Origin of the sequence: Arthrobacter sp. MYb23 (assembly GCF_002979775.1) — a bacterium.
GTDB lineage: Bacteria > Actinomycetota > Actinomycetes > Actinomycetales > Micrococcaceae > Arthrobacter.
The window spans coordinates 85,604-109,483 of the sequence record NZ_PCPR01000010.1; the positions used below are offsets into that span (position 1 = coordinate 85,604).

A 23,880-nucleotide genomic window follows, 5' to 3' on the forward strand; every position below is an offset into this window, starting at 1 on the left:
AAAACCCAGTACTAAAGGAGAACGCAATGAAGCGCACAACCCTCGCCGCAATCGCCCTTGCGGTGACTGCAGGGCTTGGACTCACCGGCTGCGCAGGCGCTGCCGGTCCCGCCGAACCGCAGGCAGCCGAAGGCAAGACCCGGCTGACCGTCTCGGTGTGGAACTACGAGGGCACCCCGGAGTTCAAGGCCCTCTTTGACAGCTACGAGGCCGCCAACCCCACTGTGGATATTGAACCCGTGGACATCCTTGCTGATGATTACCCCCAGAAGGTCACCACCATGCTCGCCGGCGGCGACACCACGGACGTCCTCACTATGAAAAACGTGATCGACTACTCCCGCTACGCCAACAACGGCCAGTTGCAGGAGATCAACAGCGTGGTGGACAAGCTGGGCAAGGACAACCTGGCCGGCACGGACGCCTTCAACATTGACGGCAAGTACTTCGCAGCCCCCTACCGCCAGGACTTCTGGCTCCTGTACTACAACAAGGACCTGTTCAAGGCTGCCGGAATTGAAGATCCCAAGGACCTGACGTGGGAGAAGTACACCGAGATCGCCAAGAAGCTCTCCTCCGAGGCCGGCGGCAAGAAGACTTACGGCACTTACCACCACATCTGGCGTTCAACGGTCCAGGCCATCGCAGCAGCCCAGAACGGTGCTGACCAGAACAGCGGCGATTACGGCTTCATGGAGGACCAGTACAACACCGCGCTGGACCTGCAGAAGTCCGGTGCCACCTTGGACTTCGGCACCGCCAAGAGCCAGAAGACCAGCTACCGCACCATGTTCGAATCCGGCCAGGCAGCCATGATGCCCATGGGCACCTGGTACATCGCCGGCATCCTGCAGGCAAAGAAGGACGGCAAGACCAACGTCAACTGGGGCTTGGCGCCGATGCCGCAGAAGAACGACGACGGCAAGGTCACCACGTTCGGTTCGCCCACGGCCTTCGCTGTAAACAAGAATGCAACCCACTCCGATGAGGCCAGGAAGTTCATCGAGTGGGCTGCCGGAGAAGAGGGCGCCAAGGCGATCTCCAAGATCGGCGTAGTCCCGGCCCTGCAGAACGATGCCATCACCGCTGAGTACTTCAAGCTCGATGGCATGCCCACGGACGAGTTGTCCAAGAAGGCCTTCACGCCGGACACCACCGAACTGGAAATGCCCGTCAGCGACAAGTCAGCCGCAACGGACAAGATCCTCAACCAGGAGCACGACCTCATCATGGTGGGCGAGCGCTCTGTCAGCGATGGCATCGCCGAGATGGGCAAGCGCGTCACGAGCGAAGTGCTGGGCAAGTAATCCTGCCAGGCAAGCAACTCTCCCCGGTCCCGGTGCTGCGTCCTTGAGGCGCAGCACCGGAACCGGATCTGAACTCTCCGGATCCTGAAATGGAGGAACGCCCCCGCACCGGGAGCGGTCATCATGACTACAGAAACAATCCCCCAGGCACCTGCCCCCGTGCAGAGCCGCGGCAACAGGAAGCAAGCCAGGCGTAACACGCTGATCGGCTGGACGTTCATCCTTCCGAACTTCCTTGGCTTCCTGGCCTTCACCCTCATTCCAGTCGTGGCCGCCTTCGCGCTCTCCTTCATGGAATGGACCTCATTCAGCGCTCCCAAATGGATTGGCCTGGCCAACTTTGAGCGCATGTTCGCGTCCGACTCCTTCTGGATCGCGCTGCGAAACACCGTTGTTTACGCCTTGGGCCACGTCCCGCTGACCATGGCCCTGGCACTGCTCCTGGCCATGCTGCTGAACCGCAAGCTCAAGGGCATCGGCTTCTTCCGGGTGGCGATCTTCTTCCCGTACATCACCTCGCTGGTGGCTGTGGCAGTGGTCTGGAACATGCTGTTCAGCCCGGACAGCGGCCCCATCAACCAGTTCCTCGGCGCAATCGGCATCGCAAACCCGCCCGGCTGGACCTCCAGTTCCGATTGGGCCATGCCGGCGGTGATCATCACCAGCGTGTGGCGCGACATGGGCTACTACATGGTCCTCTACTTAGCCGGCCTGCAGGCGATCCCCACCGAACTGTATGAAGCGGCCGAAGTTGACGGTGCCAGCGCCTGGCAGCGTTTCTGGAACGTCACCATCCCGTCCCTGCGTCCCACCACCTTCTTTGTGGTGGTCATGCTGACGGTCTCCAGCTTCAAGGTGTTCGACCTCATTGTGGTCATGACCAACGGTGGTCCCGGACGGTCCACCACGGTGCTGTCCCAGCTGATCTATCAGGAAGGCATTGGCGAAGGTAAGTTCGGCTACTCCTCGGCCATCTCGCTGGTCCTGTTCATCATCGTGCTGACGGTCACCGTCCTGCAGTTCAAGATCCAACAGCGGAGGGAACGCTGATGACCAACATGGCCGAAGACCTCAAAGCCACTCATGTGACGGACGCAGCCCCGCTGCCGAACGGCGCACCTACTGCGGAAGACCGCCGTCGTACTGACCGCAAGCGATCCCCGCGTGAGCAGAAGAAGCGCACCGCGAACATGGTGATCTACGGCGTTCTGGTGGTCCTGGTGGTGGCGCTGATGGTGCCGTTCATCTGGATGCTCTCTTCCTCGTTGAAGGAAAACAACCAGGTCCTCACAGTCCCCATCCAGTGGATTCCGCAGGAGTTCGTGTGGAGCAACTACACGGACATCTGGACCCGGATTCCCATGATGGGCTACCTGCAGAACTCCCTCTACCTCGCCGTGATCATCACCTGCCTTCAGGTCCTCACGGGCTCGCTGGCTGCCTACGGTTTCTCCAAGGTCCGCTTCCCGGGCCGCGACGTGTTGTTCCTTGCCTATATCGGCACTATCGCCGTTCCGTGGCAGGCCTACATGGTGCCGCAGTACATCATGATGCAGAACCTTGGCCTGACCAACAGCTTCAACGCCCTGATCCTGCTTCAGGCATTCGGCGCTTTCGGTGTGTTCCTGATGCGCCAGTACTACATGACCATCCCGGACGAGCTCTGCGAAGCCGCCCGCATTGACGGCCTCAGCGAGTACGGCATCTGGGCCCGCGTGATCCTGCCCCTGTCCAAGCCGGCCCTGGCCAGCCTGGCGCTGCTCACGTTTGTGAACACGTGGAACGACTACATGGGTCCGTTCATCTACCTCACGTCCAACCGCCTCTGGACAGTCCAGTTGGGGCTGCGCTCCTTCGTGGGCCAGTTCGACGCCGAGTACGCCATGATCATGACCGGCTCTGTGATCTCCGTGATCCCCATCCTCATCATCTTCCTCATCGGCCAGCGTTACTTCATCCAAGGCATCGCGACGAGCGGGATGAAAGGATGAGTATTGTGGCGCGGCAGAAGCGACGGCAGTGGGCCGGACCGGGGTTCGAAACTTTCGGGAGCATTTTCGGCTTCATTTACACCTTCCTGGCCGGAAACGCACTGCTCGCCGTGGCCAACGCCCCACTGGTCCTCAGCCTCTCGCTGGTGGCCGACCCCGCTGCCGCCTGGCCGTTCTTCCTGGCGCTCTCGGTCACCATTGCGCCGTCGCTCGCCGGCATCTTCGCTGCCTTCAAGGCCCTGAACGACGACGGCGGTGCGGTCAAGGCGGTTGCCGCTTTCCTTCGGGGATACAAGCGCAGTTTCGCGAAAGCCGCACTGCTCGGCGTGGGTGCCGTTGCCATGCTGATGTTCCTTGGCGTGGACCTGGCCGTCATCCAGAACAATGCCGCCGCCATTCCGGGCGCGGCACTCCTGGTGCCGGTGATCGTCGTAGCAGCCGCCGTGACGGTGACCCTTTCCGTCACGGCGATCGCCGGCGTCGTACTTCTGCCTGAGGCGAATCTGAAAAGCATCCTCAAGGCTGCGCTGTATTTGGCCGTTCAACGCTGGTACCTCAGCCTGGCCATGCTGATCCTGCTGGGAATCATCGTTTCCGCCGCCGTGATGCAGCCGGTCCTTGGCATCGCGCTGGCGCCGGCCCCGCTGCTGTTCGTGATCTGGAGCAACGCTTCATACGCCTTCCACGCCGCGCTCCGTACCCCGTAAAACTGTAAGGACCTCTTCTTGGACACGTTCGAAATCGGAGATCAGGACTTTCTCCTGAACGATCGGCCTTTCCGCATCCTCTCCGGAGCCATCCACTACTTCCGGGTTCACCCCGATCTGTGGGCGGACCGTATTGAGAAGGCCCGGCTGATGGGGCTGAACACCATCGAGACGTATGTGCCATGGAATGAGCATTCGCCTGTTCCTGGTTCGTTTGTTGCCGATGGCGGGCTGGATCTGGGACGTTTCCTGGACCTTGTTGAGGCCCAGGGCATGAAGGCGATTGTCCGTCCGGGTCCCTACATCTGCGCTGAGTGGGACAACGGAGGGCTGCCGGCGTGGCTGTTCACCGACCCCACCGTGGGCGTCCGCAGCAGCGAACCCGGCTACCTGGCAGCGGTCTCTTCCTACATGGAAGCGGTTCTCGCTCTGGTGGTGCCGCGGCAGATTTCGCAGGGCGGTCCGGTGATCATGTTCCAGATCGAGAACGAATACGGGGCCTATGGGGGCGATAAGGCCTATTTGCAGCATCTGGTTGACCTGTCCAAGCGCTTGGGTGTTGATGTCCCGCTGTTCACCTGCGATCAGCCATTCGGGACCATGATCGAGGACGGTTCCCTGCCCGAACTCCACAAAACCGGGACCTTTGGATCGCGTTCACTTGAACGTCTTGGGTTTTTGCGGGAGAGGCAGCCCACTGGACCGCTCATGTGCGCGGAGTTCTGGAACGGCTGGTTCGACAACTGGGGAACGCACCATCACACCACCGACGCCGCTGCTTCCGCCGCCGAACTGGACGCGCTGCTGACCGCCGGGGCTTCAGTGAACATCTACATGTTCCACGGCGGCACCAACTTCGGGTTTACCAACGGTGCCAACGACAAGGGCATTTACGAGCCCACCATCACCTCCTACGACTACGACGCTCCGCTCTCCGAAGACGGGCAGCCCACGGCCAAGTATTTTGCTTTCCGGGACGTCATTGCCAAGCACTTCCCGGTTCCTGCCGAGGTTCCTGCCGGTCGGGTTCATGCTCCGGCTTCCGTGGTGGCCGTTTCCGGGTCCACGCCTTTGCTCTCTGTTCAGACCACTAAGCAACGGGTTCCCGGGCCGGTCCCTCCAGTCGAGGTGACTGGCCGGTACCGGGGCTTCTACCTATACGAGGTGCTGCTGCAGGGCGGCGGAGTTCTGTCATTCTCCGAGGTGCGGGACCGTGCCCAGTTCTTCCTGGACGGCGTGCCCGTGGGCGTCCTGAGCCGGGAGCTGGGCGAGCGCGCTGTTGTCATCCCCAGCGGTGGTCGCCTCCAAGTCCTCTTGGAGGATCAGGGCCGGGTGAACTACGGGCAGAGGATTGGCGAGGCCAAAGGGCTGATCGGGCCTGCGTTGCTCAATGGCATGGAGATTCTTGACTGGGAAGTCGGAGCTATTGATGTGGAGTCGCTGGATGCCTTTCGGGATGCCGCGCTGCCGTTCCCGTCCGGCGACCCCGCACACGCTGGCGTGGCCGGTCCTTCCATCTCCTTTGCCACTTTTGAAGCCGATGGCCCGGGAGACAGGTTCCTCCGCCTGGACGGTTGGACCAAGGGGAACGCATTCATCAACGGCTTCAACGTGGGCAGATACTGGAGTCGCGGTCCGCAGCGCACGCTGTACGTGCCCGGTCCCCTGATCCGCGAGGGCGCCAACGAGCTCGCCATCCTGGAACTCCACGGAAGCGCGACGCGCAAGGTGAGTTTCGTCGTCGGGCCCGATCTGGGCCCCGACGAAAAGTAACCCTCTCTCACCTCCCACGTGCTTAAACCCAGCCCTCTCTCACATTCCAAGTGCTTAAACCCAGCCCTCTCTCACCTCCCACGTGCTTAAACCCAGCCCTCTCTCACATTCCAAGTGCTTGAGGACAACCGTCTCTCACTATCCTCAGAGGAGTGATAGAGCGTTCCGCTGAAAGGGCCGGAAAGTGATAGAGGGTCCCGCTGAAAGGGCCGGAAAGTGATAGAGGGTCCCGCTGAAAGGGCCGGAAAGTGATAGAGCGTTCCGCTGAAAGGGCCGGAAAGTGATAGAGGGTTGGGCACGCAGAAGGGGACCGGTTATCCAACCGGTCCCCTTCCGTTAGTTCAGCGCTCCTGCGTGTTCAGCACGTCTGTGTGTTCAGCACGCGGGCGTCATTAGCCGCGGCAGAGCTCGCCGTACTTGGTGCCGGCTTCCTGGTAGGCAGCACCGAGCTCGCCCAGCTTTGCTTCGTCCGGAGTTTCCTTGGCCTGCTCGTCCAGGTATTCCAGGATGGCAGTGACAACCGGCTTCATGTCCGTGGAAGCAACTTGTTCGATAGGCCGGATGGCGTTGGCCACGCGGATGGTGGCCGTCTGGCTCGGGTTCTGGGGGATGCCCGCGGCGGCGACGCCCACGCGGTCGCAGGTTTCCTTGGTGGTCAGCTGCTGCTGGGCGGAACACGCGGATGCCGAGGCAATGAGCCCGGCGGCGATCAGGACAGTGGTGAGTTTCTTCATGATTCCCTCAGTGGTCGACGTCCCTTTGATTGTAATCAGAGCCGGGGCCCGGTCACGCATCGACTCCGGTCCGGCTTGTCCGCGTTCCTCCCCGGTTAGCTCCCCCGTCGGGCACAAAACGACGCCGACCCGCCGGTGTCGGAGCGTATTTACGGTGACGGCGGGGAAGCAACTGGGCAGGAACGCTGAGCAGCGGCAAAGTTACTGGGCAGGCGAAGTTACAGTGCCGGCGTCCTGGGCGGAGAAGTGCGGCGTGACCCCGTGGCTTCGAAGGCAGCGGCCAGTGTCAGCAAAGCAGTATCGTCATACGCGCGGCCGGCGAAGGTGAGGCCCACGGGCATGCCAATGTCCGCCATGGTTCCCATCTGTACAGTGACCGTGGGGATGCCCAAATGCCGCGGGACGAGGTTGCCATTGGATACCCACACGCCGTTGCGCCACCCGAGATCCGCGGAGGCCGGGTTGACGTCCATGTCCGCGGGTCCCACATCCGCAGCTGCCGGGAACAGGACGGCGTCGAGTCCGAGCCCGTCCATCCACTCTTCCAGGTCAATCCGCCGGGTCTCCTCCAAGCCGCGCACCCCGTCTTCCAGCTCGGGAATCTCCGCGAACCCGGAAACCGCGTGTGCACGGACATGTCCTGGGTACTCGGCGATGTCGTCGTCGAACCCGGCGTAGCGATCCGGCAAGGCACCTTCAGGACGCGGGAAAATCAAAGCGCCATCCACATCCGTGAGACTGCTCAGTGCGGGATCGCCGTTGGCATGCAGGAAGTCGTCCCAGGCCCAGGCGGAGAGGTCCATGATTTCGCGCTTGAGGTATTCAGGGGTGACCAGGCCGCGGGTGGCGATGGTGGGTGCGCCGGGGCGATCGCCTTCGTAGTTGGAGACCACCGGGAAATCCACCAAAACAACCTCAGCGCCTGCGGCTTCAAGGTCGCGCTTCGCGGCCTCCCACAGTTCGATCACGGAAGCCCGCGTCTCGATGCGCTGCCCTGTCGGCCCGCCAATCCCTGGTTTCGTGCTGGTCCCGGCGGCCGGGTCTGCGTTGATGTACATGCGCGGCACTCCGAAGCGTTTGCCCCGCAGAGCCGACCGTCCGTCGTCGAGCGTTTCCGAAGCCAGCGCCGGGTATGACTCCGGCCGGACCTCAGACGACTTCGGGATCTGAACCCACGGCTGGGCACGCCAGAAGTCGCCGCGGGTCTCCGCGTCATCGGCCACGATCACGTCCAGCAGCTCCAGCATGTCCGCCATGGTGCGGGTATGCGGGACCACCACGTCCATGGTGGGGACCAGCGGCCAGTTGCCGCGCACCGAGATGACGCCGCGCGAGGGCGTGTAGGCGCACAAAGCATTGTTCGACGCCGGTGCGCGGCCACTTGACCAGGTCTCCTCACCCAGGCCGAAGGCCGCGAAGCTGGCCGCCGTCGCGGTCCCGGAACCGTTGGAGGAACCGGAACCGAACGCCGCCGTCAGGAAGTCAGCGTTGTAGGGGCTTTCGGCACGGCCATAGACGCCGCGCTGCATGCCGCCGTTGGCCATGGGTGGCATGTTGGTCAGGCCAATCAGCACCGCGCCGGCGTCCCGTAGGCGCTCGATGGTGAAGGCATCCCGCTGCGCCACCAGGTGCTCAAAGGCCGGAGATCCGGCTGCGGCAGTGAGCCCCTTGGCCAGGTAGCTGTCCTTGGCGGTGTAGGGGATGCCGTCCAGCGGACCCCTCAACGAACCCTGAGACCGTCGCGCATCCGAGGCGCGCGCATCTGCCAAAGCATCGGAGTTCATGACCACCAATGCGTTGAGCGTGATGCCGTTGTGGTCGTACGCCTCAATGCGGTCGAGGTATGACTGTGTGAGCTGTTCGCTGGTCACCTCCCCTGATTCCAAGGCCTCCCGCAGTTGCGCGATGGAGGCCTCAACGACGTCGAAAGGAGCCATTAGGCTGCACCCCCTGCGAGCTGGGCGCTGCTGAGACGCGGCTGCTGCTGCGTGATGCAGTGAATACCACCGCCGCGGGCAAGGATGGGGCGCGCGTCAACAGTGACAACGCGGCGGCCGGGGTAGGCCTCGGCCAGGATTTCTGCCGCGAGCGAGTCGGCTCGTTCTTCGCCGTAACCACAGGCAATGACTCCGCCGTTGACCACGAGGTGGTTGACGTAGCTCCAGTCCACAAAGCTATCTTCATCCCGCAGCGTTTCCGGCGCGGGCAGCGGGATAATCTCGAACGGTTTACCTGCAGCGTCGGTCTGGGTCTCAAGGAATGAGTGCAGTGTGCGGCTGACCTCGTGGTCCGGGTGCTCCGGGTTGGTCTGGGAATGCAACAGGATCCGGCCGGGGCTGGGGAGCGTGGCCACCATGTCGATGTGGCCTCGGGTGCCCAGGTCCTCGTAGTCGCGGGTCAGGCCGCGGGGAACCCAGATGACCTTGGTGGCGCCGATGGTGCGGGCCAGTTCAGCCTCAACTGCCGCCTTGTCCGCGAAGGGGTTCCGGCCTGGATCCAGCTGCACCGTCTCGGTGATCAGCACGGTTCCTTCGCCGTCCACGTGGATGGCGCCGCCCTCATTCACCAAGAGGGAGCTGACCAGCTCAGCACCGGACTTTTCCGCAACAAAGCGCCCCATTCCGGCGCTCTTCTGCCATTCGGACCACGCCGGTGCACCCCAGCCGTTGAAGATCCAGTCCACTGCGCCAAGCACGCCGGGGCGTTCATCATCCAGCACAAAGGTGGGTCCGACGTCGCGCATCCAGAACTCGTCCAGCGGCGCCTCAACCTGCTCGATGCCGCCGCCCAGCATGCGGGCAGCGCGTTCGCGCTCGCTGGGGTCCACCACCATGGTGACCGGCTCGAACTCGGCCACGGCGTGGGCGACGGCGGTCCACGCCGCGTAGGCCTCTTCGGCTGAGGCGGCGTCATCGCCGAGGGTCAGGCCAGTGCGGGGGAACGCCATCCAGGTGCGCTCATGCGGTGCGGTTTCGGCCGGCATTCTCCAAGCCATGGGTGACTCCTTTGTCTTTCTTACGCGATGATGCAAATTTTCTTGTTGATCGCACGATCAACAATGCTGAAAACGTAATCTAGACTGGTCCTTGATGTCAAGCACTCCAGAAAAACGCGCACTCCGTAAGTCACCCGCAGAGCGCTCCGCAGAAATCCTCGAGGCCGCCCGCGAGATCGCGCTCGAGGAGGGCCTCACAGCCCTCACGCTGCGCAACGTTGCCGCCCGCGTGGGCGTCGCTTCCGGTCTTGTGGCGCACTACCAACCCACTATGGACACGCTCGTTTCAAGCACCTTTGCCACCATCGTGGCGGCAGAAACACAGGAAGTAGCTGGCTTGCTGAGCCAGCAACCTGGTCCACCCGAACGCCTGGGGCTGCTGGTGGAAACGCTTCTGGACAACAGCAGGCTGGACGTCACCGCAATCTGGGTGGAAGCCTGGACCCTCGGACGCCGCAACGAAGCCCTGGCCGCTTCTGTCCGCGAGCAGATGGATGCCTGGCAGAAGGTTTTCCAAGGAGTAGTGGAGGACGGAAACGCGAGCGGAGACTTCAACGTTTCCGATGCCGCCGCCGTCGCCTGGCAGATCCTGGGCATGGTGGACGGCCTGAACGCCCAGGCCTTGGTCCGCTGGAACGGCATCACCGATCGCGGCACCCACCTGGCCCACGCCGTCGAAGGAATGGTGGGCGCCGCCCGGGGTTCCCTGGCGACCACACCGGGTGTGTGAGCCGGCTTCATACCGGCGCCACTCTTCGAAAGCCACACCCACACTGCCCTAGGCTGGGGAGCATGGCGATCATTCACAAGGCAACCCTGTCCCCGTCCAAGCTCGAACTCATCGCTGACTACCTCCCGAAGCAACCCTGGTTCATCCAGGAAGGCGCGCCGGAGCTTATCGGCGCCTACCGCTTCGACGATCCCGCCGGCGAAGTGGGCCTCGAGACACACGTCGTTACCGCCGGTGAGCGCGTCTACCAAGTTCCCCTCAGCTACCGCGGGTACGAATTGGCTGGCGCCGAGGAGTGGCTCATCGGCACCATGGACCACTCGGTCCTGGGCAAGCGCTGGGTCTACGACGCTTGCGCGGACCCCATCTACGTCAAGGCCCTGGCCACCGCCATCCTGACCGGCCAGCAAGAGGCCGACCTCATTGTCGACGGCGAGCTCGGCCCCCGGCCCAGCACGGTCACGGTAAAGGGCAGCGGAAAGCTCGACGACGTTGTCCCCGCCTTGAGTGCCTCGGCGCCGGTATCCGGCAGCGGCGTGACCATCATTGATGCGGGCGAGCTGCGGCTGAAGATTACCCGGGTCCTGGATCTGGCAGCGGATGCTTCGGCCAATACCGCTGCGGCCCCGGAGCTTCACGGGGACCTGACCCTCAATGGAAAGTGGGCCGGCCTGGAAAATCCGGTGGAACTGGCGTCGGTGGTCCGGAACTGAACTTTACTTCTCCCCGCTCCTTCCCAGTTGCCTCGCATCGCCGCCTGTAAACCACGGCGTGTCGCCGCCAACCCTGCGCTATTTGCGTGATGCCACAAGGGCAACCGGGAAGGAGCGCACGCTGGGGGCATCTGTTGGCCACAGACACTGCAGCGTAGGCTGGCAAGCAAGCCGTCGTCTAACTACGTGAGGGGTCAAGCATGTACAAAGCGCAAAGCATCATTCCCGCCGCCCAGGATCTTGCACGGGAGTGGGTAACGCATGCAACAGAGGGCACATCCGCACAGACAGATGCCGTGGTGAGGTGGGCGTTGGCCCGAATCAACCACGCTGACGTCCCTTCCGTGGTCCAGGGCGTGATGCTCACCCTGACTGGCAACAAGAAGGCCGCCAAGGAAGCTAAACGAACAGCCACCAAGGCAGTCAAGAAAGCCACCCGGGCGCTCAGCCGGAAGACCACCCAACGCAGCTCCGGTCGGGCTATATGGTTCACCGCCATCGCAGCTGCCCTGGCGGGAGCGGGCGCAGTGTTTGCTTGGCGCATGATGATGCCCCCGGGCGAACCTGAGCCGGCCAAGCAGCCTGAGACCCCGGTCCACCCGCCGGTTCCCCCGGTCCCCTAGCACCTGCCAAGGGTGGCCGAAGCGACTCAGATACCGGACCCGCCAGGGTGCCGGCCGTCGTCGTGCGGTTTTGTGCGTCTCCGCAGCGACGTTCCGGCCAAGAGCCAATAGGCACCAGCGCTGGCTAGCAGGAACCCCACGACGCCCAGGATCACCAACTGGGTAATGATCCCGGCGATCACCATGACGAAACCGGCCAGAACGGCCGCACTGCCAAGAACGCTGCGCGCCACCGCACCCCGTGGGCGGCCGGACTTCAGCTCATAGGCGAGGTCGGGATCCGTTAGAGCGAAATCCCGCTCCAGCTCTTCCAAGCTCCTGCGTTCTTCATCCGACAACGACATCGGAGTTCCTCACCACGCGAGCAGGCCGCCAACCGTGCGTCGATGCTCAGAAATTCAGCACGAGCGCTGCATGCCGTGCCATGCCTTCATTATCTTCCCGTTGCGGCATTCTTACCAAAGGTTCTAAGCATGCTTACGATGGATGGGCACGACCCTGACGCACCACGAGCACGGAACCCGATCGGCGACTGGAAAGTTGAACTCCCCATGGCACGACGAAGCGCGAAGAAAGCATCAAGCATCACTGAAGCGGCTTCTGGGCGCCGCGGACCCCGAAAGGCCATGTGGCTTATTGCCGCGGGCCTCGTCGCTGGCATTGCCGGAGGAGTTTTCGGCTTCCGCATGCTGGTGCCGTCCAACGAAGCTGAGCCAGCCAAGGCACCGCAGCGGCGACCCGAGGAGATTCTGGTCAGGGAGGAACCTGTGGAGATCTCCACCAGAATGCGCCCGGGTGAATGGACCGAGGAGTCCCTCCAGGAGCACCTTGAGGATTACAAGCAGCAGATCCGGGACATGGGAGCCAAAGAGTCGCAGATCGTGGTGAACGTGGAGCGGACCGAAGCGGGCGCTGCCCGGGTAGTGGTTAGTTGGGACCGCAGCCTGGCTTAGCCCGAGCTAGTCCCCTGCCCGTGGCCGCCACACCACAACAGCTTGCGACCGCGCCCGCGGACGCTGGCCCCGGGACAGGCTGACGACGTCGCCCGCCGCGCCTGCCGCGAAGATACGAGCATCCACAGGTGAGCGGCGGCGCGACAACTCCTCCGTGAGCTCAACTACGCGGTACTGCAGCGCAGCAACCTGGTTTTCGAGATCCAGGATGCGTTTGATGCCCTCGAGGGAGACGCCGGACTGCGAGAGGCGCTGGACCTCCCGCAGTTTGTTGACGTCGTTCTGAGAATAACGGCGGGACTTGCCCGGCGCACGGCTGGGCGAAACGATGCCCAGGCGGTCGTACTGGCGCAACGTCTGCGGATGCATGTCGGCAAGCTCCGCAGCAACGGAGATGACAAAGATCGGCTGGTTGACGTCTATAGCCATGACCGCCTCCTTACAACCGGGCCTTCGCGGCCAGGTCGTGACGCGGGTTGGCGTCAGTGGTGGCAGCGGCGAAGGCCTTCACGGCTTCTTCCGCTTCCTTGTTCAGGTTCTGCGGAACCGCGACGTCGATGGTCACCAGAAGGTCGCCGGTAGCCTTGGACGTCTTCACGCCACGGCCCTTCACCCGAAGGGTACGGCCCGACGGAGTTCCGGCCGGAACGCGCACCTTGACGGTGTCGCCGTCGAGCGTTGGCACCTCAATGGTGGCGCCGAGCGCCGCTTCCGCAAACGTGACGGGCACGTGGATGCGGATGTTGTCTCCGTCGCGGTGGAAGAAGTCGTGGGGCTTCACGCTGACCGTGATGATGAGGTCGCCATTGCCGGCCGGGCCAACATTGCCCTTGCCGCGCTGACGGACCTTCTGCCCATCCTTGATGCCCGCGGGAATCTTGACGTCAATCACGTTGCCGTTGCTCTCGCGCAGGCTCACAGTGGTGCCGTTGATGGAACCGGCAAACGAGATGGTCGTTGTAGCCGTCCGGTCCGAGCCCTTCTGCGGGGCACGCTGGAACCCGGTAGGGCCGGCACCGCCGAAGCCGCCGCCAAACAGGTCAGCAAACTCAGGAGGAATGCCGCCGCCGCCCGCAGGCTGACGAGCACCAGGGCCGCCGCCAAACAGGCCACCGAACAGGTCCTCAAACCCGCCGTTAGCGCCAGCACCACCGCGGCCGGCGCCGGCACCCGGAGCAAACCGGGCACCACCCATGGCACGGATGGCGTCATACTGCTGCCGGTCCTCAGCACTCGACAACACCGAGTAAGCCTCGGAAATGTCCTTGAACTTCTTCTCCGCAGCAGCATCCCCAGCATTGGTATCCGGGTGGTACTGCCGGGCTAGCTTGCGGTAAGCCTTCTTAATATCCGCGTCGGACGCGTCCTTGGCGATACCAAGGATCGCGTAAAAATCCTTTTCAACCCAGTCCTGGCTGGCCAAGAGCGTCTCCTTTCAAATCAACAAAAAACGTACGGCCACAGTCAACTCGCTTCAGGCGAGCTTACAGCGGGCGCGAAACCGGATATGGGGCGGCGGTGTGGAGGGCACCGCGGAGCGGGCACCGCCCCATATCCGGTGTAGCGACTAGGTGGGACTAGGCCGGAACAGCCACGATGACTTGGGCCGCACGCAGGACCCGCTCCCCTGAGCGGTATCCGGAGCGCAGCACCTGGCTGACAGTGTCAACCTCGATGTCCTCGCCGGGCTGCTGGATGAGTGCTTCGTGGATGGTGGGGTCGAATTCGACTCCGGTGTCCGCGATGCGTTCCAGCCCGTACGTCTTCAGCGCGTTCTCCAGCTTGGTGGCGATGGCGGCGAAGGGGCCGCCTTCGAGGTCACCGTGCTGGCGTGCGGCGTCGACGTCGTCCAGTACCGGGAGCAGGGAGTTGAGGACGCCGATGACGGCCATCTCTCCTGCTACGGCGCGGTCGCGTTCAACGCGCTTGCGGTAGTTGACGTACTCAGCCTGAAGACGGAGGAGGTCGTTGCGGAGTTCCGCTGCCTGGGCTTCTGCCGCGGCACCGGAGGCTACCGATTCCTCAGCCGGCACCTCTACCCCGTTGAGGATTTCCTCAGCCTGGGAGAGGGCGTCACCGTCCGTGGGAGCGGCGTCGTCTTCGGTGGGAGCCGTAGCTTCGCTATCGGGGTGACGGGCTGCCCCGGTCTCCGGATCAACCTTGCGGTTGTCCCGGATCACGGGCTTGCGCGGCTCGTCACCGTTGCCTTCAGAGTGCTCTGCTTCGTTGCCGTGGTGAGGCATGACTACTTCTTCGCTTCGTCTTCGTCGATGATCTCGGCGTCGACGATGTCTTCATCGTCAGCAGCCTTTTCACCGGCGGGAGCGCCCTCTGCACCGGCACCCGGAGCGTCAGCTGCGGAGGCCTGCGAGTAGATGGCTTCGCCGAGCTTGGTCTGGGAAGCCTGGAGCTTCTCGAACGCAGTCTTCACAGCGGCGTCGTCGGTGCCTTCCAGTGCGGACTTGAGGGCGTCGACGTCGGCCTTGACCTCGGTCTTGACTTCCTCGGGCAGCTTGTCGTCGTTGTCGGCGATGAGCTTCTCGACGGAGTAGGCGAGCTGCTCAGCAGAGTTACGGGTGTCCGTAGCTTCGCGGCGGGCCTTGTCCTCTGCGGCGTGTTCTTCGGCTTCACGGACCATGCGGTCGATGTCGTCCTTGGAGAGTGCCGTGCCACCAGTGATGGTCATGGACTGTTCCGTGCCGGTGCCCTTGTCCTTGGCGGACACGTGGACAATGCCGTTGGCGTCGATGTCGAAGGTGACCTCAACCTGCGGAACGCCGCGCGGTGCCGGAGCGATGCCGGTCAGTTCGAACGTGCCCAGCGGCTTGTTGTCGCGGGTGAATTCACGCTCGCCCTGGAAGACCTGGATGGCCACGGACGGTTGGTTGTCATCAGCGGTGGTGAAGGTCTCGGAACGCTTTGTGGGGATAGCGGTGTTGCGCTCGATAAGGTGCGTCATGACACCACCCTTGGTTTCGATGCCGAGGGACAGCGGGGTGACGTCGATGAGGAGGACGTCCTTGCGCTCACCCTTCAGGACACCGGCCTGGAGTGCTGCACCAACGGCCACAACTTCGTCCGGGTTGACGCCCTTGTTGGGCTCCTTGCCACCAGCGAGTTCCTTGACGAGCTCGGAGACAGCAGGCATACGGGTGGAGCCACCGACGAGGACGATGTGGTCGATGTCGGAAACCTTGATGCCGGCTTCTGCGATGACGTCCTGGAACGGCTTCTTGGTGCGGTCCAGCAGGTCCTTGGTGAGGTCCTGGAACTTGGCACGGGTCAGCTGCTCGTCCAGGTGAACCGGGCCGTCGGGGGTGACGGACAGGTACTGGAGGGAGATGTTGGTGCTGGTGGAGGAGGACAGTTCCTTCTTGGCCTGCTCTGCAGCTTCGCGGAGACGCTGGAGGGCGATCTTGTCCTTGGAGAGGTCGATGCCCTTGACCTTGAGCTGGCTCAGGAGCCACTCGACGACGCGGTTGTCCCAGTCGTCGCCACCGAGGCGGTTGTCACCGGCGGTTGCGCGGACCTGGATCGTGGAGAAGTTGTCTTCGTCCTTGCCAACCTCGAGGAGGGAGACGTCGAAGGTTCCGCCACCGAGGTCGAAGACCAGGATGAGTTCGTCTTCTTTGCCTTTGTCCAGGCCGTAGGCCAGTGCGGCCGCGGTGGGCTCGTTGACAATGCGGAGGACGTTGAGGCCTGCGATTTCGCCGGCTTCCTTGGTGGACTGGCGCTCGGCGTCGTTGAAGTAGGCCGGAACGGTGATCACAGCGTCGGTGACCTTTTCGCCCAAGTAGCTCTCGGCGTCGTTCTTGAGCTTCATGAGGATACGCGCGGAGATTTCCTGCGGCGTGTACTTCTTGTCATCGATGGCGACGTTCCAGTCGGTGCCCATGTGGCGCTTGACGGAAGCGATGGTGCGGTCGATGTTGTTGACGGCCTGGCGCTTGGCGATTTCGCCAACCAGGACTTCGCCGGACTTGGAGAACGCAACGACTGACGGCGTGGTGCGGCCGCCTTCTGCGTTGGCGATGACGGTGGGCTCGCCACCTTCGAGAACAGAGACCACGGAGTTGGTGGTTCCGAGGTCGATACCTACTGCACGTGACATATCTTGTTTTCCTTTCAATGGCCGATGTTGGAGATCGCACCTGACAACGGTCCGCTGAGCGGTTTACGTGCTGGGAGCCTGCTCAACAATCGGCTAGTTGAGCGTTCTGCACTCAACTGTACTCAGCCTCAGATTTAAGTCAATCCAAAGTTGAGTCAAGTGCGCTCAACTTTGCTTTTTGCACGCAGGGAAACCCCGGAATCATGCGGCTGAAGGGCTGGTTTCGCCCACGGTGAACTGGCAAACTGGCCCGATGGAAATCACTGGATACCTACCTCCGGACGAATTCTGGGAGATGAACGACCGGTTGGATCAAGAGGTCCGCGACGGCGCGCACCTCCTCCCGCTGTTCTCGGTCACAGGCTGGGATGCCCCCATCATGCTGGGATCCTGGCAGCTCGATGGCAGCGAGGGCGGCGTGGTTCATGGCAATGCCTTTTCACCAACAGGCCCCCAGATGGAGGTGATCACCACAACCCAGGATCCTCACGACGTTGCCAGAAACCGCTGGCGAGCCTCGGCCGGGATACCGCACAACCTTGAAGAGCTACAGCGACAGGACGCCACCTTCGGCGCCTTCCGCAGCGAGCAAGTCACCATCACCGTCGGAGGCAGGCCCGTACAGTTCACGCTCTGGCGTGGAACGACATCATGGCTCGCCGCGGGCACATTGGGTGGTTTCGGGATCGTCATTGACGCCCAACGCAACCCTCCCTCACCGGAAGCCGTCAGCCTGACCCGGGTGTCCGACGTCGAGCCCCTGCTTCAAGCGCGGCGCGCGGCACTCAAGGCGCTACGCGGCGAAGCCTAGGGACCATGGCCGCGCCAGGGGCGTCAAGCGGCTCCGGCTTGTACACCCACGCCACCAGCACCACCGAGATGATCATCAGCAGGAACCACGCCAGGAGTTTGTCGATGGAGACCGCCTGCCACCCGTTCAGCTGGTTCGGATACAGCCACGCGCGGGACCACGTGCCGATGTTCTCCGCGAACCAAATGAACAGCGCCACCAGCAGGAACGAGACCAGAATGGGCATACGGAAACGACGCCGGAACACCCGGAAGTGCATCACGCACCGCCCGTACACAAGCACGACGGCGGCCAGCAGCACCCAGCGCGCGTCGAAGATGTAGTGGTGCGAGAAGAAATTGACGTAGATCGCACCAGCAACCAGGGCCGTGATCCACCGGCGCGGGTAGCGGTCAAAGCGGAGGTCGAACAGCCGGAACACGCGCACCATATAGGACCCCACGGCCGCATACATGAAGCCGCTGAACAGTGGAACCGCCCCGATCCGGAGGATGCCCTCAGCCTCGTACGCCCAGGATCCTACGTCCGTCTTGAACAACTCCATCACGGTCCCCACCACGTGGAAGAGCAGGATGACCCGCAGTTCCCGCAGCGTCTCCAGCCTGAACGAGATCATCAGGACTTGGATGACGACGGCGGCAAGGGTCAGGAAATCGTTGCGGGCGAGCGCCGCGTTATCGGGGTACCAGAGACGTGCGGCGATGATCACCGCGAGCAACGCGGCACCGAACACACAAGCCCACGCCTGCTTCAGCCCGAACACCACAAACTCGGTCAGCCCGGCCCGCAGACGGCCACCGCGAGTGCGGTCCAGGTAGCGGTGCGCAAGGGCGTCGATGGATTCTTCCACCGACGTGGAGTTACGCATGGGGCACCGCGGAATCCACCACAAGGTGGCCCAAATAATGGTCGCGGGGCCAGTGCCGGATCCGCTGGGGCAAGCGCGGATATACGCGACCCATCAACCGCATGGTCCGCTCGAACCGCCGGGCCTGGGCAGGGCCCCATTCGAATCCGAAGCCTGCACGCACATGGTCCGGCAAAAGGCCTGCGGTGAGGAACCGCGCCATCGGCATGGCCAGGCGCAACAACCGCGGCCCACCAGCCGGGAAGAGCAGGTCCCGGGCTACCCTGAGCGCCTGGTCATCTGGGCGAAGTCCGCGAACCTGGGATTCCCAGTACGTTGCAAAGGCGGCACGATCAGCCGGCCATTTATCCGCCGGAAGCTGCAGGGCTGTCCCGATCCGCGCATACTCGCGGTAGATACGGTCGGCGGCATCGTCGTCGAGCGTTCCATGGACCTGCTGGTACACCGTGACGGCGGTGTCGTAGAGGGTGGCGACCACCCAAAGTTGGGAGTCGGCGTCGAAAGCGCTGTATCCGTGGGAAGCGCCGTCCGGTCCGCGGCGGACCGGGGCATGGGCACGGTTGACGGCGCGGCGGACGGCCTTCAGCTGCTCCTCCGAGCCGTAAACCACCGCATACACGTACGTCATGGTCGCGCGGAGCCGATCCACGGGGCGCTCCGCGAAGTTGCTGTGCTCGGCTACGCCATGACCCACTTTGGGGTTGGCGATCTGCAGGAGGATTGCGCGGCCCGCGCCGGCAAGGAGGACACCCTCCGCACCAATGTCAGCAAGTCCACGAACCATCTGAATACTTTAGCGCCCTAGCCTTGGAGCCCCACGACGCCCTGAAGCACACCTAGCTGATGCTCAAAAAGCTCCTCTCGGGCAGCAAAGGTGTCGGCGCCGTATTGCCCAAAAACCTCGAAGCTGATGGCCCCGAACACCGACGTCCACGCCAGGACACCCCTCGCCAATGACGCGTCGGGTGCCGCGAGATTCATCTCGGCGCGAATGGCCGCCAGGTCTTCGGCCAACGCAGGGGGAATCACGACGGCGGGAGTCACCTCAGCGGCCAAGGCACCTGCGCGGAATGCGGCATCAAAGATCCCGACGAGGCGGACAATGACGCGCGTTCCGGGCACAGTGGTTCGCTCCCCTGGCGCCTGATACCCGGGGACGGGGCTGCCGAAAAGCAGCGCGTAACTGGCGGGCTCGCGGATGGCCCAGGCCCGGACGGCATGGCCCAGGGCCCTGAACTGCCCGGCAAAATCCTGGTCCGGGACTGACTCGACGGCCGCATCCACTTCATCACCGAGCTCGTTGTACGCATCGATGAGCAGGAGCGTGAGGAGCTCGTCGCGGTTCTCGACGTAGCGGTACACGGCTGAAGATACGACGCCGAGATCCCTCGCCACGGCGCGCAGGGAAAGGGCCGCTGCGCCGTGGACCGCAAGGTGCTCGCGCCCCAGCCGGATGATGTCGGCGATTGTTTGCGTGCGCGCCCGTTCCCGCGGCGTTGGTGGCTTTGCCTTGGCCTGGGGCCTTGCCTGGTCCTCTGCTTGGGTTGCGGTGGGTTCGGCTGACGTCATGCCCATAGCTTGCCACAACAGAGAGCGCTGTCAACAAACGAGAGCGGCGCTCTTGACATTGAAGCAAGGGGCATTCATCCTGATTGAGAGAGCGCCGCTCTCGCTTTGGATTCCCAGGCAACGAAACCGAAAGAAGGCACCTCATGTACGTCGTCACAGGAGCAGGTCCCGTTGGATACACCGTCGCTGAACAACTGGCCGATCAAGGTCACCAGGTACGTCTTCTGACGCGCTCCGGGAGCGGCCCCGACCACCCCTTGGTGGAGCGCATGCGCGTAGATGCCTCCGATCCCGTGCGGCTCACCGAAGCGGTGGCAGGTGCCACAGCGGTCTTCCACTGCATCCACGGATCCGCATACCGGGCCTCAGCGTGGGCCGCCGAGCTCCCCCGGGCCGAGCAAGTGGTGATGGATGCAGCGGCAGCCGCTGGCGCCGTCGTCGTGTTCCCCGAGAGCCTCTACTCGTACAGTGAGCCGGACCGGGTCATGACTGAAGTCGGTCCAAGGACGGCCGCCGGCGGTAAGCGCGGCATCCGGACCGCACTACTGACAGCACGGCAAGCGCATGCGGCCAACACCGTGAGTGTTGTTGCCGGTGACTTCTTCGGGCCCCGCGTGAAGATGGCACATGCCGGGGAGCGGATGGTGACGCCCCTCCTGGCGGGCAAAACGGTACAGTTCATCGGGTCCTCCAACCAGCCGCATTCGTTCACCTACGTCCCGGACCTGGCCGCCGCCATGATTGCAGCAGCGCAGCGGCCCGAGCTGTGGAACACGGTGCTGCACGCCCCTACGGGCCCGGCCGTCACGCAGCGGGTCATGGCTGCAGCGCATGCAGAAGCAGCCGGCGTTAGTGCACCCAAGGTGGGCGCTGTGCCCGGATGGGTGCTGCGGGTGGCGGGCATTTTCTCCACGGACATGCGCGAGCTGGCCGAATTGCTGTACCAGTTTGAGCGTCCATTCGTGATGGATTCCTCGGCGAGCCAGAAGCTCCTGGGCCTTGAGCCGACTCCCCTGCCGGAAGCCGCGCTGGCAACCGTGTCGTGGTGGCGTGGCGCTGCACATCCGGCCAAGGCCTAGGCTTGTCATGATGGCCCCGGCCTAAAGGGGGAACTAAGCAGGAAGGTGCTGGGCATGCATGAAAGTGACTCTGGATGGATCCGCTTTTGGAACCGCGGGACATGGTGGAAAGGACTTCTGTTCATTGCCGCCTACTGGGGCGTCTATGAACTGATCGGACTGGGTATCGGCACCCTGTTTGGGGGCGTCATCAACCTGACGAACCCGTTGGCTGATCCACTCACCGCGTTCCTTATGCTGGCGCTGCCCATCCTGATCGCCGGAATATTGCTGTTCCTCTTTGCACGCTCGCTCGGCTGGGTCAAGGAGATTTTCGGCCCCCAGCCCATCCGGGGGAAAGCTTGGATGTGGGTTGCGATTCCCCTCCTCGTCATCCCTATCTTCCTGCGGCTGGTAGCGACCAACTGGTCCGCCTACTCGGTGGGACTTGTTCTGGTCATGGTCTTCTTCGGCCTCTGCGTGGGATTCACCGAAGAACTCGCCACACGAGGAATCGTTGTTAACATGCTCCGTAACGGGGGCTACGGTGAACGGCTCGTCTTCGTTTTGTCTACCGCGTATTTCGCCTTGCTGCACAGCGGAAACATCCTCACAATGGAGCCGCTGGTTGTGGCCTTGACCGTGGTCTACACGTTCGGATTTGGTGCCATGATGTACCTCTCCATGCGGGTCACAGGCAGCATTACCTGGGCAATCCTGCTGCACGCCGCCACGGATCCAACCACGTTCCTGGCCACAGGTGGCATCGATGCAGCCACCGAATCAGCCGGAGCGGCCGGCCTGATTTCCCTCGCCGGGCTCTTCAACTGGGCCTACATCCTTTTGGCATTGCTGGCCATCTTCCTCGTCAAGGGACATGCCACGAGAAAGAAGCTCGACTCCCCCGATTCCATCGACGCGGCCTGATCCCGGGAGCGGCGGCGGGTTAGAGCCCGTCGTCGTAATTCCAATGCTCCTGCCATCGCCAGTCGATAGGTTCGCCCAGACGCTGGTAGCGGATGTCGGTGGACAGGCGCATGGTGCCGTTGGTGTCGGTATTGTCCAAAGCGGCGTGGACAATGTGCGCAGAGTGGACCACAACATCGCCCACCTCATAGTCGGTCACGAGCCACCTGGCGTCGCGCTGGTTGGCCAGCCCCGGGAGGTCTGCGGTGATTGAGGCGGCCGGCATCTTCAAGCTTCCCTCACGCTCCTCGGCCATCACCCAGTGGTGGCTGCCCTCCAGATAAGCCAATCCGCCACGTTCCCGCGGGCAATCGCCCAACGGAATCCACATGGAGAGCACGCGATCGCTGCCTTCGCGGAGATAGACCAGATCGTAATGGGCTTGCGTGGCCGAGCCAATGCCACTTTCACCGGGTTTCGTGTGGCGAATGATCTTCCTTCGGTGCAGGTGGACGTCACCGTCGAGGAACCAGGCGAACCAGCCTGCAATCCCTTCAGCAGTGCACAAGGCTTGATACTCCGCCCCGGGCACCACGTGATCGAAGAGGCCCCGGCGCAACGCAGCACGGTCCACGTCCCCGGGCGCCGCAATGCCCTCACGTGGATCCGTGCCATCCGCGTACACGTTGGCGCCGCTCAACGAGCGAAAGTAATACTCCCTGAAATCCAGCAGCTCCCCGGGATTGAGCTGCCCCTTCAGATAGAGGTATCCGTCCCTGCGGAGCCGTGCCCACAGGGCTTCACGGTCCCGGCGCTGGGACGGGGGTACAGGTTCCAGCTCAGCGAGACGGGAATCCGATTCGTCCAGGACGTAGCCGTTTGAAGTCAACATAGTCCCCACTTTGTCAGTGGCGGGCAACCAAGTGAATGGACTCCGGCTCCTCATGACTTGGACTTTTGTGAGGCTTGCCCAGGAGCTTGGGTAAGGGCAGCATGGGAACCCATGGACAATTGGTCAACCTACCGGCACCCGGCTCCCCCACTCCGGGACCTTGGTTTGGCGTGCCTGGGCGCCGGTGAACAGGGCGGCCAGTTGCCCTCCTTCGCCGGACGGACCCTCAGCAGCCACGCCTTGGTATTGGTGTCCGAGGGATCCGGGCATTTCTCCGTGGACGGCAGGCGGTTCGAGGTCCAAGCTCCCGCGATCATCTGGCTCTTCCCCGGCGTCAGCCACGGGTACGGCCCAGGTCCGAGAGGGTGGAAAGAACATTGGCTGTTGTTCACCGGACCCACAGCGAGGGCATTGGAGGAGTTGGGGAGCTACTCCCGAGCCCACCCGATTCTGCAGCTGGACGATCCTTCAGAGTCAGGCCTGGCGGAAGCACTTGGACTTTTCCCGGCCCTGCGTGCAGCTCTCTCGGTAGGTGGTCACCACTCTGATGTGGAAGCGTCGGTGTTGTGTCAGAGGGTGCTCTTGGAGGCCGGCAAGCTGCGCAGCCAAGGCGCCGGGGAATCCCCGGGAGAACTTCTCGCCAAGCTCCGCGAGGCGGCACACCTGCCGCTCACCCTCGTCCAGCTGGCCGACCGCCTGAAGGTTTCAGTCCCCGAACTCCGGCGTACAGTTCAGGCCGCAACAGGGGTGGGTCCAAAGGATTTAGTGATCCAGCTAAGGATGTCCCGCGCACAGTCGCTCCTGGCGGACACATCCCTCCCCGTTCAACGAATCGCGGCGCTCACTGGCTACGACGATCCCGCCTACTTCAGCCGGATCTTCACGAGGAAGACCGGCTCTTCGCCGAGCCACTTCCGCAGGGAGCACCAGAGGGATGACTCTCCTGATGAGACCGCTCCGCTGACCCCGGAGGTGATGTGCCAAAGCTGATGTGCTGGAGCAGTACACGTGGGATGTCTGAAAATGTTCGAATCATGGATTTCCTGATGGCTGGCTGAAACGCTGGATGAAGTGCTCAGGGCGTCTCCGGAACGTCCCCCACAGCACGAATACCGCTTTTGGAAACACCCCACGGGACA

General features: G+C 63.1%; 25 protein-coding genes. 13 read left to right on the forward strand and 12 right to left on the reverse strand.

The features are described from left to right. The first annotated feature begins 26 nt into the window (after nt 1-26). From CQ020_RS12380 to CQ020_RS12400, 5 genes are all read left to right on the forward strand, one after another. Complete coding sequence (locus CQ020_RS12380) at nt 27-1,307, forward strand: ABC transporter substrate-binding protein (protein WP_105692123.1); 1,281 nt, start codon at nt 27-29, stop codon at nt 1,305-1,307. Between the two features lie 123 nt (nt 1,308-1,430). Next, nucleotides 1,431-2,357, forward strand: coding sequence for a carbohydrate ABC transporter permease (locus CQ020_RS12385; RefSeq protein WP_024818234.1), 927 nt, complete (start codon nt 1,431-1,433; stop codon nt 2,355-2,357). Beyond that, a complete protein-coding gene (locus CQ020_RS12390; protein WP_105692124.1) occupies nt 2,357-3,298 on the forward strand; it encodes a carbohydrate ABC transporter permease in 942 nt (313 codons plus the stop codon). Before CQ020_RS12385 ends, CQ020_RS12390 begins: the two co-directional genes overlap by 1 nt. After that, nucleotides 3,295-4,005: a DUF624 domain-containing protein gene (locus CQ020_RS12395; RefSeq protein ID WP_181151867.1), complete on the forward strand. Its 711-nt coding sequence runs from the start codon at nt 3,295-3,297 to the stop codon at nt 4,003-4,005. Before CQ020_RS12390 ends, CQ020_RS12395 begins: the two co-directional genes overlap by 4 nt. A gap of 18 nt (nt 4,006-4,023) precedes the next feature. Continuing rightward, nucleotides 4,024-5,778 carry a beta-galactosidase family protein gene (locus tag CQ020_RS12400; RefSeq protein WP_105692125.1) on the forward strand — a complete coding sequence of 585 codons (1,755 nt, stop codon included), beginning with the start codon at nt 4,024-4,026 and terminating at the stop codon, nt 5,776-5,778. Between the two features lie 392 nt (nt 5,779-6,170). Here the strand turns inward: CQ020_RS12400 and CQ020_RS12405 are convergent, their stop codons facing one another. The 3 genes from CQ020_RS12405 to CQ020_RS12415 form a co-directional block, all read right to left on the reverse strand. Next, nucleotides 6,171-6,512: a hypothetical protein gene (locus tag CQ020_RS12405; RefSeq protein ID WP_105692162.1), complete on the reverse strand. Its 342-nt coding sequence runs from the start codon at nt 6,510-6,512 to the stop codon at nt 6,171-6,173. Between the two features lie 218 nt (nt 6,513-6,730). Continuing rightward, on the reverse strand, nt 6,731-8,449 hold the full coding sequence (locus CQ020_RS12410; protein WP_105692126.1) for an amidase: 1,719 nt from the start codon (nt 8,447-8,449) through the stop codon (nt 6,731-6,733). Next, the gene (locus CQ020_RS12415) at nt 8,449-9,507 is read right to left on the reverse strand and encodes an agmatine/peptidylarginine deiminase (RefSeq protein WP_105692127.1); all 1,059 of its coding nucleotides are present in this window, start codon (nt 9,505-9,507) and stop codon (nt 8,449-8,451) included. Before CQ020_RS12415 ends, CQ020_RS12410 begins: the two co-directional genes overlap by 1 nt. A gap of 94 nt (nt 9,508-9,601) precedes the next feature. Here CQ020_RS12415 and CQ020_RS12420 point away from each other — a divergent pair, with 94 nt between their 5' ends. From CQ020_RS12420 to CQ020_RS12430, 3 genes are all read left to right on the forward strand, one after another. Continuing rightward, a complete protein-coding gene (locus tag CQ020_RS12420; RefSeq protein WP_105692128.1) occupies nt 9,602-10,237 on the forward strand; it encodes a TetR/AcrR family transcriptional regulator in 636 nt (211 codons plus the stop codon). A gap of 62 nt (nt 10,238-10,299) precedes the next feature. Beyond that, a complete protein-coding gene (locus tag CQ020_RS12425; protein WP_105692129.1) occupies nt 10,300-10,950 on the forward strand; it encodes a hypothetical protein in 651 nt (216 codons plus the stop codon). Between the two features lie 200 nt (nt 10,951-11,150). Continuing rightward, entirely contained in the window at nt 11,151-11,573 is a 423-nt protein-coding gene (locus CQ020_RS12430) for a hypothetical protein (protein WP_105692130.1), read from the forward strand. Nucleotides 11,574-11,599: 26 nt separating this feature from the next. Here the strand turns inward: CQ020_RS12430 and CQ020_RS12435 are convergent, their stop codons facing one another. Next, entirely contained in the window at nt 11,600-11,917 is a 318-nt protein-coding gene (locus CQ020_RS12435) for a DUF3040 domain-containing protein (protein WP_105692131.1), read from the reverse strand. 129 nt (nt 11,918-12,046) lie between these two features. Between CQ020_RS12435 and CQ020_RS24195 the strand changes: the two genes are divergently transcribed. Continuing rightward, entirely contained in the window at nt 12,047-12,526 is a 480-nt protein-coding gene (locus CQ020_RS24195) for a DUF3185 family protein (RefSeq protein ID WP_181151872.1), read from the forward strand. Between the two features lie 6 nt (nt 12,527-12,532). On the opposite strand, the gene CQ020_RS12445 is transcribed toward CQ020_RS24195, so the two are convergent. The 4 genes from CQ020_RS12445 to dnaK all read right to left on the reverse strand — a co-directional run bounded on the left by CQ020_RS12445 (nt 12,533) and on the right by dnaK (nt 16,637). Then, complete coding sequence (locus tag CQ020_RS12445) at nt 12,533-12,955, reverse strand: heat shock protein transcriptional repressor HspR (protein ID WP_105692132.1); 423 nt, start codon at nt 12,953-12,955, stop codon at nt 12,533-12,535. Nucleotides 12,956-12,965: 10 nt separating this feature from the next. Next, entirely contained in the window at nt 12,966-13,949 is a 984-nt protein-coding gene (locus CQ020_RS12450; protein WP_105692133.1) for a DnaJ C-terminal domain-containing protein, read from the reverse strand. Between the two features lie 154 nt (nt 13,950-14,103). After that, nucleotides 14,104-14,769, reverse strand: coding sequence for a nucleotide exchange factor GrpE (locus CQ020_RS12455; protein WP_105692134.1), 666 nt, complete (start codon nt 14,767-14,769; stop codon nt 14,104-14,106). 2 nt (nt 14,770-14,771) lie between these two features. Further along, the gene (dnaK, locus tag CQ020_RS12460) at nt 14,772-16,637 is read right to left on the reverse strand and encodes a molecular chaperone DnaK (RefSeq protein WP_024818249.1); all 1,866 of its coding nucleotides are present in this window, start codon (nt 16,635-16,637) and stop codon (nt 14,772-14,774) included. Nucleotides 16,638-16,890: 253 nt separating this feature from the next. On the opposite strand from dnaK, the gene CQ020_RS12465 reads away from it, so the two are divergent. After that, a complete protein-coding gene (locus CQ020_RS12465) occupies nt 16,891-17,448 on the forward strand; it encodes a hypothetical protein (RefSeq protein ID WP_105692164.1) in 558 nt (185 codons plus the stop codon). Here the strand turns inward: CQ020_RS12465 and CQ020_RS12470 are convergent. Genes CQ020_RS12470 through CQ020_RS12480 form a run of 3 tightly spaced genes read right to left on the reverse strand, consistent with a single transcriptional unit; the run spans nt 17,423 to nt 19,885 of the window. Then, the gene (locus tag CQ020_RS12470; RefSeq protein WP_105692135.1) at nt 17,423-18,316 is read right to left on the reverse strand and encodes a DUF817 domain-containing protein; all 894 of its coding nucleotides are present in this window, start codon (nt 18,314-18,316) and stop codon (nt 17,423-17,425) included. The genes CQ020_RS12465 and CQ020_RS12470 overlap by 26 nt on opposite strands. After that, on the reverse strand, nt 18,309-19,100 hold the full coding sequence (locus CQ020_RS12475; RefSeq protein ID WP_105692136.1) for an oxygenase MpaB family protein: 792 nt from the start codon (nt 19,098-19,100) through the stop codon (nt 18,309-18,311). Before CQ020_RS12475 ends, CQ020_RS12470 begins: the two co-directional genes overlap by 8 nt. 17 nt (nt 19,101-19,117) lie before the next feature. Then, nucleotides 19,118-19,885, reverse strand: a complete 768-nt coding sequence (locus CQ020_RS12480) for a TetR/AcrR family transcriptional regulator (protein WP_105692165.1) — start codon at nt 19,883-19,885, stop codon at nt 19,118-19,120. 143 nt (nt 19,886-20,028) lie between these two features. On the opposite strand from CQ020_RS12480, the gene CQ020_RS12485 reads away from it, so the two are divergent. Together CQ020_RS12485 and CQ020_RS12490 are read left to right on the forward strand one after the other, a co-directional pair. Continuing rightward, entirely contained in the window at nt 20,029-20,964 is a 936-nt protein-coding gene (locus tag CQ020_RS12485) for an NAD-dependent epimerase/dehydratase family protein (RefSeq protein WP_105692137.1), read from the forward strand. A gap of 54 nt (nt 20,965-21,018) precedes the next feature. Continuing rightward, nucleotides 21,019-21,870 (forward strand): CPBP family intramembrane glutamic endopeptidase, encoded by an 852-nt coding sequence (locus tag CQ020_RS12490; RefSeq protein ID WP_105692138.1) that lies wholly within the window; start codon nt 21,019-21,021, stop codon nt 21,868-21,870. 19 nt (nt 21,871-21,889) lie between these two features. Here CQ020_RS12490 and CQ020_RS12495 read toward each other — a convergent pair whose 3' ends face one another. Beyond that, nucleotides 21,890-22,741 (reverse strand): phytanoyl-CoA dioxygenase family protein, encoded by an 852-nt coding sequence (locus tag CQ020_RS12495; protein WP_105692139.1) that lies wholly within the window; start codon nt 22,739-22,741, stop codon nt 21,890-21,892. A gap of 111 nt (nt 22,742-22,852) precedes the next feature. Between CQ020_RS12495 and CQ020_RS12500 the strand changes: the two genes are divergently transcribed. Next, on the forward strand, nt 22,853-23,731 hold the full coding sequence (locus CQ020_RS12500) for an AraC family transcriptional regulator (RefSeq protein ID WP_105692140.1): 879 nt from the start codon (nt 22,853-22,855) through the stop codon (nt 23,729-23,731). The last annotated feature ends 149 nt before the right edge of the window (nt 23,732-23,880 follow it).